Genomic DNA, 22,551 nt, shown 5'->3' with positions numbered 1-22,551 from the left:
TAGCGTTGATTAACTGTTTCAGAACAAGAGTGAACTCAGGGATTTTTATTGATAGTATTGGTAGTCAAATATTGGGTTCCGATTCTAAATAATTGAAAAATGTTTTAACTTTTTTTTCAGGTGTTTAAATAAATTCATAACTTCATTAACTTTCCGTGCTCATAATAGACTTTATCCAAAAATAAATGGTTTACGGAGAGCGGCTAAATTATCATGTAATTTTACCCTCAAAAAATATGAGCCAACTCCAGGGATAGATAGAAAAACATCGATCCGAGACTCAAATTTTGCAAATATATTGAGAGTCGCACCTCGGAGATTTCATCAGCTAAAATTTAAAGCAGATTGAATAAGTAAATTATAACAGGTAGTCCTGACTATTCAGGACTACCGATTCGGTGAGGGGCAATTGTTATCGGGTACTCTAAAAATAAATGATGTTGGAAAGTTCATCGGAAAACAGCGATCGGATGATTGTTCGCGATCGCCAGGGGTGAGAGTACCGGCTGCAAGTAGACGGGGACGAAGGCTCATATTTTATTGCCAAACTCCTGTACCGCAACAGCGAAGTTGGTACATTTATATTTTTTTTCGCCTATCTAATTAGCCGCGGGATGTGGTATCATCAAAAATATAAAACTTAGAGAAAAGTGGTCATATATTTTAAAGTAATTCAGACATTTTTTATCTAATTAACGAAATTAAAAAAAAATCAGGGTTAAATCTTAAACAAAGAATGATAAATAGGTAGGCGCTGTAAAACACAATTATGTAAACGATTGTAAAGTATCCAAATTCCGTAAGCGTGGCTAAGTTCACCCTGTTTACATACTGTTACATAGCTCTGTTTAATCCCGCTTACCTACTTAGTTTTAGCGAAACTACCCCAACAATTTACTTTCGCACAGCGTCAAATACTATATTGTTAAGATAGGTACAATCTTTATGAATATTAAGGCCAATTATAAACTAATAGAAAAAATTAATGAGGGTTCAAAGACAGTAGTTTATCGCGCTGAGAGGAGGGAAGATCAGACTGCTGTGATTATCAAAACCCTTATCGCAGACTATCCTACTCTCGAAGAGATTATGCAATTGAGACATGAATATGAAATCTCTCGACATCTCAATATAGAAGGTATTGTCAAGCCCTATGGATTGGAAAATCATCATCATGGTCTAGCACTTATATTGGAAGATTCAAGAGGAGAAGCCCTCAAAAACTTTTTGAATGGTCGCCAACTTGAACTTAAAGAGTTTTTTAAAATTGCTATTCAGTTAGCAGATACTCTGGGTAAGTTGCACGATCACAAAATTATTCATAAAGATATTAAGCCGACAAATATCATCATCACTCCTGCTACGCTAAAAGTAAAAATTACTGACTTTAGCATTGCCACGCGCTTGTCTAAAGAAACCCAAACACTCAGCCATCCCACTTTACTAGAAGGCACAATCGCCTATATCTCGCCCGAGCAAACAGGGCGGATGAATCGCTCAATTGACTATCGGACAGACTTCTACTCTTTAGGTATCACATTCTATGAAATGCTGTGCGGTGAATTACCATTTAAGGCTACCGATCCGATGGAATTAATTCACTGCCATATCGCGAAACAGCCGCGATCCCTCGGGGAAATTATGGCAAAAAAGCAAAATAGCAGACTTGAAACTACGAGCGATAATCCCACATTTAAAATTCAAAATGATAAGATTATCAAAGCAATTTCTTACATAGTGATGAAATTATTAGCCAAGACTGCTGAGGATAGATATCAAAGTGGTTATGGTCTCAAAGCGGATCTAGAACAATGTCTCAATCAATTACAACAAACTGGCAAAAATTCTAACTTCATTCCGGGTGAGCGTGATAAGTCCGGTCAATTTCTGATCCCACAAAAATTGTACGGACGAGAAACGCAAGTAGCCAATCTAATGGATGCTTTTGACAGAGTTAGCGCTGGAACAGCCGAGCTCATGCTAGTTTCCGGTTACTCAGGAATAGGTAAATCTTGCTTAGTTTATGAAATTCACAAACCCATTGTTGGAGCAAGGGGTTATTTTATCGCAGGTAAGTTTGACCAATTTAAACGGAATATTCCCTATGGAGCCTTAATTGAAGCTTTTGAAGAACTAATTCGCCAAGTATTAACAGAAAGCCCGGAAAAAATCCACTTTTGGAAACAGAAAATTTTAAATGATTTAGGCAAAAATATTAGAGTTATAATTGACGTTATTCCAGAATTGGAATTGATCGTTGGTGAGCAACCTGAAGTTTCTAAATTAGGAGCAAGTGAATCACAAAACCGTTTCAATCTTGTTTTTAAACAATTTATTCATATTTTTACCCAAAAAGCACATCCGCTAGTTTTATTTTTAGATGATTTGCAGTGGGCAGATTCCGCTTCTTTGAAATTGGTTCATGTGCTGCTAACTGACCGAGATAGCCAATATTTATTGGTGATTGGAGCCTATCGAGATAACGAAGTCAGCCCAACTCATCCTTTAATGCAGACTTTAGATAGTATTTATTCATGCGGATCAATAATAAATAAGATAGTCCTCCAACCGTTGACACTTAGTACAGTAAATCAATTAGTTGCTGACACGTTGGGTGACAACTGCTCATCAGCAGTCCCCCTTGTTACTTGTTTTTCCGAGCAACACGGAGAAATTGAGCAAGAAAGTTTGCTTGCTAAAAACAATAACCATCAAATAGAAAAGTGTAAGTTATTAGCTGAGTTAGTTTACAATAAAACTCAAGGCAATCCGTTTTTTTTAACTCAATTTCTCACCTCCATTTACGCAGAAAAACAGTTGACCTTTGACTTCAGCATTGGCAGATGGCAGTGGGATATGGGGCAAATTCAAAGTCTTGCGATCGCAGATTATAATGTCGTAGATCTCATAGCCAGAAACATTCAAAAACTGCCTCCAGATACCCAGAAAGTTTTAAAGTTAGCTGCTTGCATTGGCAACCGATTTAATTTAGAAGTTTTAGCAATAGTAAGTGAAAAATCTATATCTGAAACGGCATCTGCTTTGTGGGACGGGCTTCAGGAAGCCCTAATTTTACCCATCGGGGAAAGTGCCTATAAACTTCCTTTACTCTTCAATAGTAATGAGTCATTGGTAATCGGTAGTGGTCAAGAAACCCAATCAGAAATTAATACTTACAACGTATCCTACAAATTTTTGCATGACCGCGTGCAGCAAGCAGCTTATTCTCTGATTCCTTCTGAGCAGCAAAAATCTACGCACCTAAAAATTGGTAAACTCCTGTTGCATAAGACACATCAAGATGCACTAGAAGAAAAGATATTTGAGATAGTTAATCAGCTAAATACCGGAGTAGAATTAATTACCGATAGAGACGAAAAATACAAGCTGGCTCAATTAAATTTAATAGCAGGTAAAAAAGCAAAAGCAGCGTCAGCTTATGAAGCGGCTGTCATGCAATTAAGACTAGGGTTAAAACTATTAACAGAAAACAGTTGGCAGACTAACTACGCTCTGACTCTAGCACTTTATGTAGAAGCCGTAGAAGCAGAATATCTTACTACGAATTACGAAAGGTCAGCGGCTCTTGCTGAAGTTGTTCTGAAACAAGCTAGCACCCTGCTAGAAAGAGTGAAAGTATACGAGCTACAAATCCAGTATTATATGGCTCAAAATCAGATGTTAAAAGCCATTGATACTGGGCTGCAAGTGCTGGATATGCTGGGTGTCTCCTTGTCAAATGAAGCGGATGGCAGCGGTGTTGCGATCGAGCTGCCTTCTGTTGAAAATTTAGAAAACATCCCAGAAATGACAGATCCGTATCAATTAGCAGCCTTGCGGATACTGATGAGCGTTATTTCTCCTGCTTACACAGTGAAGCCAGAGATTGTGCCTGTGCTTGTACTTGCCCAAACGAAGCTATGTGTTGAACACGGTCATTCAGCACAGGCGGCTTTTGTGTATGCTTTTTATGGCATTTTCATATATTCAATGACCGGAAACATAGATGCTGGATATCATTCTGGTCAGCTAGCTTTAAAGCTCTTGGATCAATTTAACGCTAGAGAACTTCAATGTAAAGTCTGCAATTTATTTCATGGTGTGATTAGACCCTGGAAAGTTCATGTTAAGAACACATTAACCTCACTACGCGAGGGGATTCAAAGTGGACTGGAAACTGGAGATATAGAATATGCTGGCTATAACGCTACTATTTATTGCGCTAGCGTCTTTTTAACTGGGGAGCAATTAGAGATTGTAGAGCAGCAACAAAGGCAATATGTTGATTTAGCGCTCAAACTAAAACAAGACTATTCTATCTATTACATTAAGATATTCCACCAAATGACGTTAAATTTTCAAAACGAAGTGGAAGATAAATGTGAATTGATTGGCGAGAGTTTTAATGAAACCAAAATATTACCTATTTTTATTCAAACTAATAATCGAATTTTGTTGTTTCTTACCTATTTGGCCAAGACGATTCTATTTTATTTGTTTAAAGAACCTCATGGAGCTGTGGCCAACGCCAGTTTAGCCGCAGAACACGGAATCACTGTGACGAGCATGGTAGTTTATGCTGTTCACAACTTTTATTATTCGCTCGCTCTCCTTGCTCAGTATGCCAAAGCTTCAAGCTCAGAGCAAGAACAATACCTGCATATTGTAGAAAAGAATCAGCAAAAAATGCGCCAATGGGCAGATTCTGCCCCATCAAACTTCAAGCATAAGTATGAGCTTGTGGAAGCAGAGAAAGCACGGGTTCAAGGGCAAATTGCAGAAGCAATGGAATATTATGACCTAGCTATCACGGGAGCTCAAGAACAAGGATATATTCAGGAAGAAGCACTAGCATCGGAACTAGCAGCCGAGTTTTATTTCTCCCTAGGCAGAGACAAGTTTGCTCGAATCTATCTGACACAAGCTTACTACGGGTATATTCGTTGGGGAGCTCAAACTAAAGTTAAAGATTTAGAGTCTAGATATCCTTTGGTATTTTCCCAGATGCTGATGCGAGAATCCATAGGCATAGAGATTAATAGAACAACAACATCGACCATGGGAGGAAGTTCGGCGGTTTTGGATTTGTCCACTGCGAACAAAGCATATCTGGCCTTGGCTGAAGAAATAGTTCTTGATAAGTTGCTAGATAAGTTACTTAAAATTGTGATGGAAAATGCTGGAGCTACAACAGGGTGCCTGATCTTAGAAAAAGATGGAAAGTTAGTTATAGAAGCTACAGGTGTTGTGGAGAGAGATGTGGTTGTATTGTGTTCAGAATCACCCGTCGAAAACAGTGATAATCTGCCCATTACTATAATTAATTATGTAGGCATAACTAAAGCAAATGTGGTTTTAAATGATGCCTCAGTGTCACAAAGATTCATAAACGATCCTTACATCCTAAAAACAAAACCCAAGTCAATATTATCTATGCCTATTATTAATCAAGGCAAGCTGATAGGTATTCTTTATTTGGAAAACAATATAACAACTGGTGCCTTTACAATGGAGAGGCTGGAATTATTAAAAATACTTTCTTCACAGATAGCTATATCCCTTAAAAATGCGATGCTCTATGGGAGATTGGAAACCGCTACTCAAAACTTGAAAACAGCTAACGAACAATTAGAAAATTACAACCAAACGCTCGAACAAAAAGTAGAAGAGAGGACTCACGAGTTAAAACAAAAAAATAGCCTGCTGAGAGAACAAGCAATTCAACTTGAACTTACCCTAAAAGAATTGCAAGCGACACAGACTCAGCTAATTCAAACTGAAAAAATGTCAAGCCTGGGGCAAATGGTTGCTGGTATCGCTCACGAAATTAACAACCCAATTAACTTTATTTACGGCAATCTTACTCCCGCTAGCGACTATTTTCATGACTTGCTGGGGTTGCTGAGTCTTTATCAGGATCAATTGCCTAATGCAACTCCTGAAATTCATACTTTTGCAGAAAATATCGATCTGGAATTCTTAATTTACGATTTTCCTAGACTGCTTGATTCGATGCAGCTAGGGGCAGAACGCATCCGCCAGATTGTCTTGTCGCTGCGGAATTTCTCGCGATTGGATGAGGCGGGAATAAAACGAGTAGATATCCATGAAGGGATCGATAGCACTCTGCTATTGTTGCAAAATCAGCTAAAAGCTAAGCCCGACCATTCTGGAATTGAAATTATTAAAGAGTATGGTCAGATACCTGAAATAGAATGTTACGCCGGCTTCCTGAACCAAGCATTTATGAATATACTCAGCAATGCGATTGATGCTATAGATAAATCATTAGTGACTTCTCCTATAGCATCAATCCACAAGAAAAAATCACAAGTTCGTATTCGTACCATACTCATAAATACTAACCAAGTAGAGATTCGGATTGCCGACAATGGAGCGGGGATGACAGAAGAAGTAAGGCAGAAGGTTTTTGACCCTTTCTTTACTACGAAACCTGTAGGATCTGGCACTGGTTTGGGGTTGGCTATTAGCTACCAAATTGTAGTAGAAAAACATCATGGTAGGCTGACTTGTATTTCCGCGCCTGGACAGGGAGCAGAATTCGTGATTGAGATTCCTCTCAAGCAGGGAACTGTGCAAAAGTGAGATTAGACCTCTGGCAAAAGTCCTTTTCATCAATTGCTCGGAAGGCATATCCGGCCCATCCCACAAGAAAAAATAACTCTTGTGGGATGGGCCGGATATGCCCTCCTAATTATTTTTGCAATAGGTCTATTGATTGAGCTTGTGCTCGCTGCCAGGAATTGACTTTCCTTGTGGCATTATAAAAGCCACGGGGCGGAGGGTAAAGATTTTCATCGAGCGCTTAAAAAGGTAGATTAAATAGTGACCGCGATCACAAAAACACTCCGCTTAACTTATATAATAAGGTGATTAGGGGAGCAAAGAAAAAGTCTACTGAAGCTAGCTTGATTGGGTCGTTGCTCAGCACTATCACCCCAATCTGACGGCAAATTTATTTAAATAATTTAAGTTTTTTCGCAAGGGCAAGATATTAAACTCGGCAACGCTTATGGGAACCGATAAAAAAACTCAGTATTGCGCGATCGAAGGAAGAATAAAATGCTAGGTAATTTTCAAAATAGGTGCATCCACCAGCTATTTGAGTTCCAAGTAAAGCGATCGCCTGAGGCTATTGCAGTAAGTTTGGAAGGGAAGCAGCTAACTTATCAGGAATTAAACTCCCAAGCTAACCAGTTGGCGCATTATCTGAAGACTCTCGGTGTCGGGCCAGAGGTATTGGTCGCAGCCTGTGTGGAGCGCTCTTTAGAGATGGTAGTAGGTCTGTTGGGTATTCTTAAATCTGGCGGTGCTTATGTACCACTAGATCCGCATTATCCGCAAAACAGACTGGCGTTCATGTTGGAACATTCCCAAACGCCAGTATTGCTTACACAACAGTATTTAGTCGAGTCTCTTCCCGAACACCAAGCACGTGTCATCTGTTTAGATGGGATTTCAGAAACAGTAGATCGCTTCAGCGAGGAAAACCCTGAAACAGAGGTGACAGCAGATAATTTAGCTTATGTAATTTATACATCCGGATCTACTGGTCAACCCAAGGGAGTAGCGATCGAGCATCGGGGTGCCGTTAACACACTCCTCGATATTAACCACCGCTTTCAAGTAGGAGCAGGCGATCGCGTCTTAGCTCTATCCTCCCTCAGCTTCGACCTATCTGTATACGACATTTTCGGCTTGCTGGCTGCGGGAGGAACAGTTGTTATCCCCCAACCGTCAGCATCGCCAGATCCAGCTCACTGGGTGGATACGATCGCCCAAACACAAGTCACCATCTGGAACTCCGCACCCGCCTTGATGCAGGTGCTTGTGGATTATGCCGCTAGTCATAGCAAAGATTTACACTCATCTATGCGATTAGTTCTTCTCAGCGGCGATTGGATACCGCTGACTTTGCCAGATCAAATCAAAGGTTTAATCAACAGTGCAGTGTCTGAAAATTTAGAGCAACCCTCAACCCCCGCTGTTATCGGCTTAGGAGGTGCAACCGAGGCTTCCATCTGGTCGATTCTATATCCCATCGAAACCGTTGACCCAGCATGGAAAAGCATCCCTTACGGTAGGTCGATGACCAACCAACATTTTTACGTGCTCAACGAAGCGATGGAGCCGTGTCAAGAGGGAGTAGTCGGGGAGCTTTATATTGGAGGAATCGGTTTAGCCAGATGCTATTGGCGAGATGAGGAAAAGACTAACAAGCGCTTCATCACTCATCCGCATACAGGCGATCGCCTTTACTGTACAGGCGATTTGGGCCGCTATCTACCCGATGGCAACATCGAATTTCAAGGTCGCATCGACCACCAAGTGAAAATTCGCGGCTTCCGCATCGAACTCGGCGAGATTGAAGCCGTGCTGGGACAACACCCAGAGGTGCAGGTAGCGGTGGTAGCAGCACAAGAGGATGTACCCGGACAGAAGCGCTTGGTAGCTTATGTGGTTTCCAAAGTCACCGCAGAACGCACACCATTCAAAAGCGAGTGTTTAGCGGAATTTGACGGCGATCGCTCAGTTAAACTACAAACAGAAGACATATCCATCGGTGGCATCGGCCTAGTAGGAGTTCCAGATAATTGCTCGAGAAGTCAGCGTGTTCGCCTGTGCCTCGTACTACCCGGAGATGCCCAAGAGCGCGATTTTGAGGGAACTGTCGCTTGGTGTCAGGGAAATCAAGCGGGGATTGAGTTATCTCTCACACCCACTGAAGAAGCTCTGATTCAGCAGAGTATAGACCATCTCTTAGAAACCCAAGGCTTCTTAAAATTTTTGCAACGCACTGCAGCAGGAAAATTGCGTAACTTCCTGAAAGATAAGTTGCCCGACTATATGGTTCCCTCCAGCTTTGTATTCCTGAAAACCTTGCCGCTAACACCCAACGGCAAAATAGACCGCCAGAAGCTACTAGCGCCTGCCGTTAAAATAATTTCCGAAGTAGGAGAAGATTATGTAGCACCTCAAACTCCTGTCGAAGAGGTAGTGGCAGGAATATGGGCCCAAGTGCTGGGACTAGAGCGGGTTGGTATCCGCGACAACTTCTTGGAATTGGGAGGTCACTCTCTCCTAGTCACGCAGATTGCCACTCGAATGCGAGACACTTTCCAGGTGGAATTACCGTTGCGTACCCTGTTTGAGTCTGCCACAGTAGCGGATCTTGCTCACAATCTGGAAATTGCCAGTCACAAAGCTCCCATACCCCAGGCTCCTCCCATTCAAGCAATTTCGCGGAATCAGAACTTGCCTCTGTCCTTTAGCCAGCAACAACTGTGGTTTCTATGTCAACTGGCTCCCGATACGCCCTTTTATAACGAACCGATTACCATTCGCCTGCCTGGTTCGGTCAACATCGCCGCACTAGAGCGCAGCATCAGCGAAATCATCAAGCGTCACGAAGTTTTGCGAACTACTTTTGCTTTGGTAGATGGGCAGCCAGTGATGGTGATTCAAGATGCCTTGAATTTCACCTTGCCTGTGGTGAATCTTGGGGAATTTCCAGAGGCAGAACGGGAGTCTGAAGCTTTACGGCTGGCAACTTTGGAAGCGAAGCAGCCTTTTGACCTGACCGCAGGGCCGCTGTTGCGAGGTACTCTTATGCAGTTGGGGGAGACAGATTACAGGTTGTTCCTGACCATACACCACATCGCGATCGATGCTGTTTCTCTTTACAGCGTCTTGTTCAAGGAACTCGCGGAACTCTACAGAGCATTTTCTTTAGGCTTGCGATCGCCGCTCCCAGAATTGCCGATTCAGTTTGCGGACTTTGCTTACTGGCAGCGACAATGGCTACGGGGAGAAGTGCTGGAAAACCAACTCAGGTACTGGAAACAGCAATTAGCTGATTTGCCAACACTACAACTACCCACAGACCGATCGCGATCGCCCATGCAAAGCTTTCGGGGTGCAAGGCAATGTCTGGCGCTACCTCTGAGCCTAACCGAGATGCTTAAGGAGCTGGGTCGTAGGGAGGGTGTCACCCTGTTTATGACTTTGATGGCAGCATTCCAAACCTTGCTCTACCGCTATACGGGGCATACTGACATTCCTGTAGGCACTGCAGCCAACATCCGCAACCGACAAGAGCTAGAGGGGTTGATTGGTTACTTCCTCAACACTTTAGTAATGCGTACCGATCTTTCTGGCAACCCGAGTTTTAAAGAACTGCTGGTTAGGGTGCGGGAAGCGACATTAGGAGCTTACGCTCACCAAGAATTGCCTTTCCAGAAGCTAGTGGAAGAACTGCAACCAGAGCGAAATCTCACTCATAACCCTTTATTTCAAGTTGCGTTTGTTCTCGAACCCCCGCTTGTCGAAATGGATGGGTGGACAATCAGCCAGCTAGATGTGGATACCGGCACGGCAAAGTCTGACCTGTACCTCGAACTTGACGAGAGACCATCGGGTGTAATTGGTCGCATTGAGTACAGCACAGATTTGTTTGATGCTGACACGATCGATCGGATGGTAGGGCATTTTCAGACTTTACTCGAAGGCATTGTCGCTAACCCAGACCAGAAAATTGCCGAGTTGCCCCTCTTAACCCAGTTTGAGCGGCAGCAATTAGCGGCGTGGAATGATACCGAAACCGATTACCCCAAAGATACGTGCATACACCAGTTGTTTGAAGAGCAGGTAGAGCTCACGCCCGATGCGATCGCATTAGTCTTTGAAGATGAGCAACTTACCTATCAAGAGCTGAACCAACGAGCGAATCAGCTAGCGCACCATCTCCGCAGTTTAGGTGTGGGGCCAGAGGTACTGGTTGGTATCTGTGTAGAGCGATCGCTAGAAATGGTAGTGGGACTGCTGGGCATTCTCAAAGCTGGTGGGACTTACGTGCCGCTGGACCCGACTTATCCCCCGGACCGTTTAGCTTTCATGCTAGAAGATGCCTCTGTACCAGTGCTGCTGACTCAGGCGCGGTTAGTTGAATCTCTACCCCAACATCAAGCGCGTATCGTTTGCCTAGACACAGACTGGGAAATCATTGAGCGACAGAGTGACGAAAACCCTGGATGCTGCTTAACGCCTGAGAACCTAGCCTATGTGATTTACACTTCGGGGTCTACAGGGAAGCCCAAGGGTGTTCTAGTGGCGCACTCTGGGCTAAGCAACCTAGCTACAGCACAGATCCGTATCTTCAATGTGCAACCGAACAGTCGTGTCCTCCAGTTTGCCTCTTTGAGCTTTGATGCTTCAGTCTCAGAGGTTGTCATGGCCTTGCTGGCGGGAGCGACCCTGGTAATGGGAACGCGGGACTCTCTGCTACCTGGAGCAACTCTAATTCAGCTATTGCGTGACTTTGCGATCGCGACTGTTACGCTACCACCATCAGTGCTAGCGGTACTGCCCGCGAATGAACTACCAGCGTTGCGGACAATAATAGTCGCTGGAGAAGCCTGCTCCCCCGACCTCATAGCCAAATGGTCATCAGGGCGTCGGTTCTTTAATGCTTATGGGCCGACCGAATCCACCGTCTGTGCCACCATCGCCGAATGTACCGATAGTAAAGAGCCACCTCCTATTGGTCGGCCCATTGCCAACACGCAGGTCTATATTCTAGATGCCCAAAAACAGCTTGTGCCGATCGGCATTCCGGGAGAATTGTATATTGGCGGTGCTGGTTTAGCACGCGGCTACCTCAACCGGCCCGAACTAACTGCCGATCGCTTTATTCCCAACCCCTTTAGCAACGAATCGGGTTCTCGCCTCTACAAAACTGGCGACTTAGCCCGCTACCTACCCGACGGCAATATCGAATTTCTCGGTCGCATCGACGACCAAGTTAAAATTCGCGGCTTCCGCATCGAATTAGGAGAAATTGAGGCCGTATTGAGCCAACACCCGGATATACAAGAGTCTCTAGTTATCAACCGCGAGGATGCCTCCGGCAACCAGCGCCTAGTCGCTTATATTACTTCTAACCTCAGACCAGAACGAGTGCCTTATCAGAGCCCATGTCTGGCTGAATTTGGCGGCAGTCCTGCGGTGAAACTCCGCACAGAAGACATTTCCATCGGTGGTGTCTGCATAGTAGGCGTACCAGATGCTTATCAGCCCAGCCAACCCCTCCGCCTGTACCTGCGTCTACCTGGTTTCAGTGAGGAGCAATGGTTGGAGGGCAGAATCGTTTGGCGACAAGGGGAGCAATGTGGGATTGTGTTCGCCCTCAGCCGGAATGAGCAGGCTCTAGTGCAACAAAGCATAGAGTATCTCATGGAAACTCAGGGCTTCTTGAAAGTTTTGCAACGCACAACAATCGGCAGCTTACGCGACTTTTTGAAGCAAAAACTGCCCGACTATATGGTGCCTTCCGGCTTTGTGTTTTTGAATCATTTGCCGCTCACACCAAACGGCAAAGTAGACCGTAAGGCACTGCCAGCTCCCGATGCTATTAACCCACAGTTGGAAACAACTTATATCGCACCTCAAACTGAGATTGAACAAGCGATCGCTACCGTTTGGCAACAGGTATTACACCTAGAGAAAGTCGGTGTCGATGATAATTTTTTCGATTTAGGCGGTCATTCATTACTGATGGCTCAAGCTCATAGTAAACTGAGAGAAGCGATCGACAGAGATGTTTCAATGATGGAGATGTTTAAATATCCAACCATTAGCTCTTTGGCTAAATATTTAAGTGAGGACCCAGAGGAAAAATCCTCTGTTGGGCAAACTCGAGAACACATTAAAAAACAAAAAGAAGCAATCAATCGCCAAAAGCAAAAACAGCGCTTGCAAGGAAAGCATAAAAATGGATAACTCTGAAACTTCCGAGTCTATAGAAGGTATCGCTATCATCGGCATGGCAGGTCGCTTTCCTGGTGCTAAAAATGTTGATGAGTTTTGGGATAATCTACGCGATGGTGTGGAATCTATTTCTTTCTTCTCTGAACAAGAACTAGAATCTTTAGGTATTGACCAATCAGTAGTGCGTGACCCCCGCTATGTAAAAGCCCGAGGTGTACTAGAAGATATTGAGTTGTTTGATGCTTCATTCTTTGGGTTTAATCCTAGAGAAGCTGAAATTACAGATCCGCAACACCGCTTTTTCTTGGAGTCTGCTTGGCAAGCTCTAGAAAATGCTGGCTACAACTCGGAAACTTACGAAGGTTCGATTGGGGTTTACGCAGGTGCCGGAAGTTTCAATACTTACTTTTTGAATAACCTTTATCCTAATCGTCAGTTAAGAGAATCACTTGGAGATTATCAGCTTGCGATTGCCAATGAAAAAGATTTCCTGTCAACTCGCGTTTCTTACAAATTAAACTTGAAAGGGCCGAGTATTACTGTCCAAACAGCCTGTTCTACTTCATTGGTTGCGATTAGCATGGCTTGCCAAAGCTTGCTGAATTACCAATGCGATATGGCTTTGGCTGGTGGCGTTTCTATTGGCGTTACCCAAAAGGCAGGATATTTTTATAAAGAGGGAATGATTCTTTCGCCAGACGGACACTGTAGAGCCTTTGATTCTAAGGCACAGGGAACTGTGAACGGTAGCGGTGTAGGAATTGTGGTTTTGAAAAGATTAGAGGAGGCGATCGCAGACGGAGATTATATTCATGCAGTAATCAAAGGCTGTGCTATTAATAATGATGGTGCTTTCAAAATTGGCTACACAGCTCCCAGTATAGATGGTCAGGCGCAGGCGATCGCAGATGCTCTGGCGATCGCAGAAATTCCCCCTGAAACCGTCAGCTATATAGAAACTCACGGAACCGGAACACCCCTGGGAGATCCGATCGAAATCGCTGCGCTGACGCAAGCTTTCTCACTCGAAACTAAGAAAAAAGGCTTTTGTGCGATCGGTTCGGCAAAAACCAATATCGGACATTTGGATACTGCTGCTGGTGTCACGGGGTTAATCAAAACTGTCCAGGCTCTCAAACACCAATTAATACCACCTAGCTTGCATTTTGAACAAGCTAATCCCAAGATTGATTTTGCCAACAGTCCCTTTTACGTTAATACTAAACTTTCCGAATGGAAAGCAGGTAAAACGCCCCGCCGTGCTGGAGTTAGTTCCTTTGGCATCGGTGGAACTAATGCTCATGTGGTGCTAGAAGAAGCACCTACTGTAGAAAAATCTGGAGAATCCCGACCCTCGCAACTGTTGGTTTTATCGGCAAAAACTAGCACGGCACTTGATTGTGCAGCGGTAAATTTGAGGGAATATTTAAAGCAGCATCCCGATGAAAATCTTGCTGATGTTGCTTATACGCTTCAAATTGGTAGAAGAGCTTTCAGCCATCGACGGATAGTAGTTTGTAATGACAGTGAAGAGGGCGCGATCGCTCTCGACAATCTAGATCCAAAACGAGTTTTTACCAGCTTCCAAGAGTCCAAAAATCGACCTGTCGTATTTATGTTTTCAGGACAGGGTTCGCAGTACATCAATATGAGCTTGGAACTCTACCAAGTTGAACCAACATTTCGCGAACAGATCGATCTATGTTCGGAAATTCTTACACCTCACTTGGGAATCGATCTGCGCGACGTACTTTATCCAACTGAAGCACAAGCAGAAGCAGCTACAAACCAACTAAAACAGACCGCGATTACACAGCCAGCACTGTTTGCGATCGAGTACGCTTTAGCTAAATTGTGGATGTCTTGGGGAGTGCATCCCAAAGCGATGATCGGTCATAGCATTGGTGAATATGTAGCAGCTTGTTTGGCTGGTGTTTTCTCTTTGGAAGAGGGCTTATCCTTGGTAGCTGCACGAGGTAAATTAATGCAACAACTGCCCAGTGGTTCCATGCTTGCAGTTCCACTGCCAGAACAGCAAATGCAACCATTTTTGGGCAATAAACTTGATTTGGCTGTGATTAATGGAGCATCTATGAGCGTGGTTTCAGGTGCTACTGATGCCGTAGATGAATTGGCACAGAAACTGCTCGCAAAAGGTGTAGAGTGTCGCCGGTTGCACACTTCTCATGCCTTCCATTCACAGATGATGGAGCCAATTTTAGAACCATTCACCGAACAGGTTAAAAAAGTTAAGCTGAACTCGCCTAAAATTCCCTACGTTTCCAATGTCACTGGTAATTGGATTACAGCGACAGAGGCGACAAATCCGAGTTATTATGCTCAACATCTGCGGCAAACAGTACGCTTTGCAGATGGGTTACAACAGCTATTAAAAGACCAAAATCAAATATTGCTCGAAGTGGGGCCAGGACGGACGTTGAACACGCTAGCAAAACAGCATCCTAATAAGGGGGCTGAGCAAATTGTACTTTCTTCATTGCGCCATCCACAAGATCAAAATTCAGATGTAGCTTTCTTACTTACTACATTGGGTAAACTCTGGTTAGGAGGAGTACAAATAGATTGGTCTAAATTTTATGCTGATGAGCAGCGTTATCGTCTCCCACTGCCAACATATCCGTTTGAGCGCCAACGTTACTGGATTGAAGCACCGGGAATTGAGCAACCAATTAAAATTGCATCTTTACCAGATGAAAATTCCCCAAAATTAGATTCAACACTACTTCATTCTAGACCAAATTTACACAGTACCTATGTTGCTCCTAGAGATGAAATTGAGCAAACTATTGCTAGGATATGGCAAAATTTTCTCGGGATCGAGCAAGTAGGAATTAATGATGACTTTTTTGATTTAGGCGGAGACTCATTATTAGCAGTTCAACTAATAACTAAATTAAACGAAACACTGCAAAAAGTCTTGTCTCCCCATAGCCTATTGCAATCATCGACTATTGCAGCTTTGGCTGCATTAATTAAAGACAATCCCGACTTATCTGATAATACTAACCAGCCACTCCAGCCAGCTTGTGAATCTTTGTTAGTAGAAATTCAGCGCGGGAGTTTTAAACAACCTTTGTTCTTAGTTCATCCGGTAGGCGGTCACGTTTACATTTATCGGGACTTAGCGCGTTATCTAGGTTCCGATCAGCCTATTTTTGGAATACAAGCGCACGTCTCAGATGGGGAAAGTGAGTCTTTTACTAAAGTTGAGGAGATGGCTGATCGGTATATTGAAGCAGTGCGGGTTAAACAACCAGAAGGCCCCTATTTTTTGGGTGGTTCTTCCTTTGGAGGCACTGTTGCTTTTGAGATGGCACAGCAACTCAATGCCCAAGGTGAAAAGATAGCGCTGCTAACTTTAATAGATACTCCTGGGCCCGATCAAATGCCCGTTTTAGCAACGGAAGATGATACAGCAATTTTGGTATATTTGCTAGGTGTTGGGTTCAATCTGTCTCTTTCTATGGAGGTTCTTCAAAAACTGGAACCAGAGGAGCAACTTCTCTACTTTTTGGAGCAAGTAAAGATTGCTAATAGGGTAGTTCCTCCAGATTTTGGATTACCTCAGATTCGCCAGTTTCTTCATCTGTTTAAAGTACACGCCCAAGCGATGCGAAATTATATACCCCAAAATTATCCGGGTCGAATCATCTTTTTCCGTGCTAACGAACAAAATGAAGTTAATCATAACAATCCAGAATTACCTTGGATTGAGGTTGCTAGTGGAGGTGTAGAGGTTCAAGAAGTGCCGGGAAATCATATCACTATGAATTATCCCCCTCATGTTCAGGTTATGGCTGAACAACTTAGAGTATACATTGATGAGGCAAGGCAGCTAATTTAGATGAGAGAGGTACTTTGTGGCGCTTGGGCGCACTTTTGACCTAACAGTTTTTTTGTTGAGTCAGTCTTGCTAAATGTGGAGACGACAGTAATCTCTATATTTCTGGATACGGCCTCTTTAATTCTTAAATAGATAACTTTCAAAGGAATTCCCATGAGTTTATACGCAGATCATACCGAATACGAAGGTGAAAGCTCATCCTCAGTGCTACTAGAAATGATGTATGGATATCAAAAATCTCAGGCACTTTTTGTGGCAGCTAAACTGGGAATTGCAGATATTTTGAGTAACGGCTCTAAGACTGCTGATGAACTTGCACAAGCTACTGGTGTAAATTCTAGGAGTATTTATCACTTGATGCGTATGCTGAGCAGCGTTGGTGTGTTTTCTACAGAAGATAATGACAAATTTCAATTAAATCCTATGGGTAAACACTTGTTGACTGGTACTTCTGATTCTTTACGGGGTACAGTTATGGCGATGGGTGATGAGATTTATCAGGCGTGGGGCAATTTATTCTACGGTATAAAGACGGGAAAAGCTGCATTTAATCATACTTTTAATAGGGATTTTTATAGTTATTTAAAGCAAGATTCGGAGGCGAGTGTAAATTTTAATGAGTGGATGAAGGAGACGACAAGAGAGTGGCTGCTTCCGGTTCTTGAAGCTTATGATTTTTCAGAAGTTAAGACACTTGTGGATGTGGGAGGGGGCATTGGAACTCTAACGGCTGTTATTTTGAATGCGAATCCTAAGATGCAAGCTATTTTGTTCGATCGCGAAGATGTTGTTGTTGGTGCTGATCTGGTTTTGGAAGGGGCGGGAGTTGCCGATAGGTGTCAAATAGTTGGAGGAAACTTTTTTGATTCGGTTCTCCCTCAGGGCGGCGATCTTTACTTAATTTCTCGCGTCCTCCTTAATTGGGATGATTCGGATGCTATTAAAATTCTTAGTAACTGTTATCAAGCTATGACTGTTAAAGACAAGCTTGTGGTTGTTGATTTTATGTTGCCTCAAGGTAAAATGTCGCCCTTTATTGGTTTGGGGAGTCTAAATTTGTTCATTCTGGGTGGTACTTTTATGCGTACAGAGGATGAATTTTATAATTTACTTTCATCGGCGGGATTTACTGTGACTAATACGATCAAAACAACGGGGCCAGTAAGTGCGATCGAGGCGAAACCGGCTTGACATTACCAGGTCTAAACGGAACTTCCCTCCAAAGGGGGTCGTTCCGACCGAGAGCGAGATCGTACAAGCTATAGGTTTTCCCGCTTTGATAGTGTCGTTCCGACCGAGAGCCAGAGCGTACTAGCTAATCCCTCTTTTGTCACTTCGGGGAGATCAAAAGGCTTTCGCCTTGCGCTGTTTGGATTTTAGCCATACTCAATAATTTTGGGGTAGCAACGCAAAAGCCTTACAAATCAACAGTTCCAAAAAAATTTCTACCGAAAGTGACAAAAGAGGGATAACCCCTCTTTTGTCACTCTGGGAAAATAAAAGTGAGAGCAAAATTTTAACTGTAGATAGAGCGGGGATTTGAGCGTTCATTTTCTAACAGAATGGCGGAAATCAAGATTTTTGATAAAAGTCTTATGCTCTAAGCATCCCGGATTATTTTCTGCCGAAAGTGACAGAAGAGGGTTAGAAGCAGTTTTATTCGAGCGGTGTCGAAAACTGTTAAATCTCAAACAGTTAATCAGTGGTTTGACTCATTTCTATTGGTGGCCGGAGGCAAAAGTTTAATCATGGTTAATCGACCGGACATGATATGACCGATAAAGTATTGCAGGGAAGGATTTTCCCGGAGCTGCTCTACAGTTTCACGCGGAGCTGACTCCGAGTTTTTCCTTAATAATTAATGCCCCTAAAGCTAGGCGAAAAGATTTAGCAGGTGGGCCAGCTTCTGTTTCAAAATTTTGAGAATACTCTTGTTCAAATTCGGCCCAAGGCATTAGTTGAGCGAGCATTACCCAACGGTTATCTTCTGCTAACTTTTCGCCGAATGGGAGTTCAAAGTCTTCGGTTAAGCGGGCGAGCTTGTTCAACTTTTCGGTACACGATCGCTGATGGAGATGCGCGGGTTTTGGGCCCTACCAGCTTTTCTGGCATTTGGCTATCCGCACTGCGCTTGCCCGCCCATACAGCAAAAGCTTTTTAGAGCCATTCAGCAAGCCCCAATTAGACATTTTATGGTTGGTCACTATAATATGAATCCAAAACACCTGCCACGATTTTAACTGGTAAGTTAATAACAAATTTCGGTATCTGCAAAAACTCTAGGAGAGAGGTTGCAGTCCCTTCCTTCCCCATCCATTTCTTTCTATGCCTTAAAACTATTTAAGTCTTTGACAAAGAGAGTGATGACAAACTCTGTACCGACACCCTGTTCAGAATTTACCTCAATTGTACCACCGTGTTTCTCAACCACTATTTGACGAGCGATCGCCAAACCTAATCCCGTGCCTTTACCCACACCTTTAGTTGTAAATAAGTGGTCAAAAATATGACCTTTTATCTCATCTGATATCCCGGGTCCGTTGTCAAAAATGCGAATCGCCACCCACTCCTTAGACTTCATTTCTGTCCGAATCGTGATGCAATTGGCTTGGGCTTTGATATTCTCTAAACTCTGTTGCCGATTAGATTCTTCGAGTGCATCAATAGCATTGGCAAAGATATTCATAAACACCTGATTTAATTGTCCGGGGAAGCAATCAACTGGTGGCAAGTTTCCGTACTCTTTTACTACTTTTATAGCAGGACGCTGTTCGTTGGCTTTTAATCGATGTTTAAGAATCAAAATTGTGCTCTCAATACCATCATGAATATTGAAAGGAACTTTGTAATCTTTGTCGGCTCTGGAGAAAGTGCGAAGGCTGGTGCTAATACCTTGGATGCGATCGCACCCGACTTGCATCGAGTGCAACATCTTGGGTAAATCTTCAACGAGATATTCGATGTCAAATTCTTCTGCTATTTGCTCGATTTCATCTCCTGGATTGGGAAATTTTTCTTGGTAGACTTGCAGGTATTTGGTAATATCTTTAACGGCGGATATCGCTTCATTAATATTGCCAGAGATAAAACCGACTGGATTATTAATTTCATGGGCTACCCCCGCTACTAAATTGCCCAATGCAGACATTTTTTCGCTCTGTACTAATTGCAGTTGAGATTGTTCAACCTGGTAGGCGTAGTCCTGCGCTTGCTGATACAATCGCGCATTTTCTAAGGAAATGGCAGCCTGAGTGCAGAGGAATTTGAGGACGAGGAGGCGCTCGCTCGTAAACACTCCTTTCGTCGATCGATGTTCGAGATAAAGTATCGCAACTAAGTTCCCCCGATCGAGAATCGGAGTACATAGCATACTCTGAGACTCATACTGGAGCGTACAGTCATTCATTAAACCCGGAATATCGGTTTTGCCGCCTTCAATAACGACAGTTTCCAGAGTATTTTTGACATAATAAATCAGCTTGAGCGGAATCCCCACAGAGTTATCCAGAGGTTGGCTTTGCAGCAGAGTTGTGGGTGGCTGATTATCGGAATTGATGTGAGTTATTGCCCGGATGTGCCATTCCTTCTGATGGGGAAGTAGCAAAGCACAAGTTTCTGCCCCAGAAGTTTTCAAAATAATTTGATTGAGAGTGTCGAGCAATTCATCAAGCTGAATTTTACTGGATAAAGCTTGAGCAGCTTGCACAATAGAGGCGAAATCAAGGGCATCGGAAATACTCGTGCTGCTGGTGCTGGAAGTGTGTGAAGACTGGCTAATCGTTCCCAGTGTCTCTAGAGGATTAAAGCGAAGTTTGGGCTGATTCAGGATGGGCCCAAGTAATTGGGGATAGCGTTGTTCTAGGTCTTCTATTTTGGCTTTAGCTCCCCAACGGGCATAACAGTAATATGCTTCCTGCATATAGCTGGCTGCAACTTTTTCTTTGCACCAGTCAAGGTAGAACTTGGCAGCTAATTCGTTGGCTAACCCTTCCTCTTGGATATAACCGTTTTCCTTGGCTCCTTTAATTGCTAGATCGTAAAATTCTAGAGCTTCTGTTTTGCAATTGAGCAGTTGATGCTTTTGGGCTTCAACTAAATGATATTTGTGCAAGTAATTCATGGGGCCATAATCGGCCCAGTCTTTTAGCTTGGCTTGATTTTCTAGCATTCGCTGCCATCGCGGTTCTGACTCCGACATCGATTCCGGCGGAGTCGCTAGCACATTGAGAGAATCATAGAAGTAGAAGATAGGTTCAACGATACTTCCCATCCCTCCGGCTAAATAATGTCGCGTTTGAGCGGCATCGTGTTCTGCTTTAGCAAAGTCTTCCAGCCAGTAATTCAAAGTGAAGCGATACAGGTAAAAGAAGGATAGTCGGTAAAAATCGACTTTGGCCTGGGCCAGGACTTGTTCTTCATAGGCATCCTGGCGTAAGGGAATTTCGTCCTCTGACTGACCCAAGAGAATTTGAGCCGCCTGCCAGTACGCCAACACACAGTTTGCTGCTGTGACTTGGTGGAGGTCGCACAACTGTTGGTAATAGGCGCGAATTTGCGGTTCGAGTTCAGCGAGCGGTTGACCGTACCAATAAGCATTGAAGCAGTACAACTGGGCGTCGTAGCCCATAAATTCTAGATTGCCTGTTTCTAATCCAGCTTGATAGCCATCGAGAAGAATGGGCAGCGTGTCTTGCAGATGGATCGTCCAAGAACCCACATATGCCCCCATTAACATGGCGGTTGCGGCTCGAATGTTTTTGGCATCGGGTTCTAAGGCAAGTTGGTATCCCAACTGCCCAAACTGAGGCACCAGTGTCATATCGCCCCACAGCATCCTCAGTTGAAAGGCGTAACCCACGTAGCAAAAAGCGGAAACCGGACTATTGCCAAATTGAATAGACAATTTGGCCTGGAGGGCCACGACCAGGAAATAGAGCTTTGTGCCTGACATATAACAGACGGGTGTCAGCCGAGCCGCATTTTGCATAATGGCTAATTGCTGAGGATCGGTCATTTTCGGCAGATGAAGGAATGACTCAATAGAGCGACCCTCAATTAAGGCATCAATTTCTTGCTTCAACTGCCGAATATCGTCTAGGGTTGGTTCATCTGGTAGGTTTACGCCCAACATTTGGAAGACGGATTGACCGATCGCGATCGCCTCTAAAAATTTATTGTGGGCTACCAATGCCTGGATTTTTACTTGATAAACTTGTACCTGTTCTAAAGGTGTTTTCGCATGATGAATCACCGCTTCAATCCACTGGTTCATCTGCTCAAAATCGCCGGCCAGAAACGCCACCTCGGCAGCCAAGTCGTGCAGAGATAGGGTCATTTCGTACTGCCGTTGCCAAGCGTCTGTTCCCAACAGTTTCAGACCGACTTTGGCATATTCGCGTGCGGCTTGATATGCGGTGGCCGCTCTGGCTTTGTGGCAAGCAGTGAGGTTGAGTTGGGCGAGTTCGTCCCGTTCCTGTTCTTGTACAACCAGTGTGGTTCCGTAGTTCAACTGATTGACTAATTCAAAAATGCGTTCTTCTCTGGCTTCTGATGAAATTTGTTGCAGGAGTAATTGCCCGATTTGATAATGAGCGATCGCGCGTTCTGCTTCTGGAATCAAAGAATAAGCGGCTTGCTGGACGCGATCGTGCAAGAAGCGATAGGCGACCGTTTGAGAAGTAGATTGAGAAATACTTTCTACTCCCAGATAAAATTTATAAACTTCACTCTGAGGTAAAACAAAACCTTCCTGTAAAGTTTTCCACAATGCGGTTGCCGTTTCCGTCTCCGAAATTTGCGAAACAATTGCTAATGTTGTCAGATCGAACTGATTGCCAATGCAAGCGGCTAATTTTAAAACATCCTGAGTTTCAACGGGCAATTTCTGTAACTGCTGCGCC

The 22,551-nt window shown here is 43.7% G+C and carries 5 protein-coding genes and 1 pseudogene; 4 read left to right on the top strand and 2 right to left on the bottom strand.

Annotation, left to right across the window (positions count from 1 at the left end):
• Positions 1 to 945: 945 nt before the first annotated feature.
• The 4 genes from QUB30_RS20340 (at position 946) to QUB30_RS20325 (ending at position 17,842) form a co-directional block, all read left to right on the top strand.
• The gene (locus tag QUB30_RS20340) at positions 946 to 6,606 is read left to right on the top strand and encodes an AAA family ATPase (protein ID WP_333336853.1); all 5,661 of its coding nucleotides are present in this window, start codon (positions 946 to 948) and stop codon (positions 6,604 to 6,606) included.
• A 477-nt stretch (positions 6,607 to 7,083) separates the two neighbouring features.
• The gene (locus QUB30_RS20335; protein WP_333336851.1) at positions 7,084 to 12,798 is read left to right on the top strand and encodes an amino acid adenylation domain-containing protein; all 5,715 of its coding nucleotides are present in this window, start codon (positions 7,084 to 7,086) and stop codon (positions 12,796 to 12,798) included.
• Complete coding sequence (locus tag QUB30_RS20330) at positions 12,791 to 16,651, top strand: beta-ketoacyl synthase N-terminal-like domain-containing protein (RefSeq protein WP_333336849.1); 3,861 nt, start codon at positions 12,791 to 12,793, stop codon at positions 16,649 to 16,651. The genes QUB30_RS20335 and QUB30_RS20330 overlap by 8 nt, the downstream gene beginning before the upstream one ends.
• Before the next feature lie 153 nt (positions 16,652 to 16,804).
• A complete protein-coding gene (locus QUB30_RS20325) occupies positions 16,805 to 17,842 on the top strand; it encodes a methyltransferase (protein ID WP_333336847.1) in 1,038 nt (345 codons plus the stop codon).
• A gap of 583 nt (positions 17,843 to 18,425) precedes the next feature.
• Here QUB30_RS20325 and QUB30_RS20320 read toward each other — a convergent pair.
• Together QUB30_RS20320 and QUB30_RS20315 are read right to left on the bottom strand one after the other, a co-directional pair.
• Positions 18,426 to 18,712 (bottom strand): annotated as a pseudogene (locus QUB30_RS20320) (transposase); the annotation flags it as partial.
• A gap of 262 nt (positions 18,713 to 18,974) precedes the next feature.
• A partial coding sequence (locus QUB30_RS20315) for an ATP-binding protein (RefSeq protein WP_333336845.1) occupies positions 18,975 to 22,551 on the bottom strand: 3,577 nt, incomplete at its 5' end.

The sequence above is a fragment of the Microcoleus sp. BROC3 genome (genome assembly GCF_036702515.1).
Taxonomy (GTDB): domain Bacteria; phylum Cyanobacteriota; class Cyanobacteriia; order Cyanobacteriales; family Microcoleaceae; genus Microcoleus.
Note: the sequence above shows the minus strand (reverse complement) of the source record. Positions and strands in the feature narration are given on the sequence as shown.

Bases quoted from the DNA above. Each gene is read 5' to 3' on its own strand.
- QUB30_RS20340 (WP_333336853.1), top strand. From the start codon at position 946: ATGAATATTAAGGCCAATTATAAACTAATAGAAAAAATTAATGAGGGT.
- QUB30_RS20335 (WP_333336851.1), top strand. From the start codon at position 7,084: ATGCTAGGTAATTTTCAAAATAGGTGCATCCACCAGCTATTTGAGTTC.
- QUB30_RS20330 (WP_333336849.1), top strand. From the start codon at position 12,791: ATGGATAACTCTGAAACTTCCGAGTCTATAGAAGGTATCGCTATCATC.
- QUB30_RS20325 (WP_333336847.1), top strand. From the start codon at position 16,805: ATGAGTTTATACGCAGATCATACCGAATACGAAGGTGAAAGCTCATCC.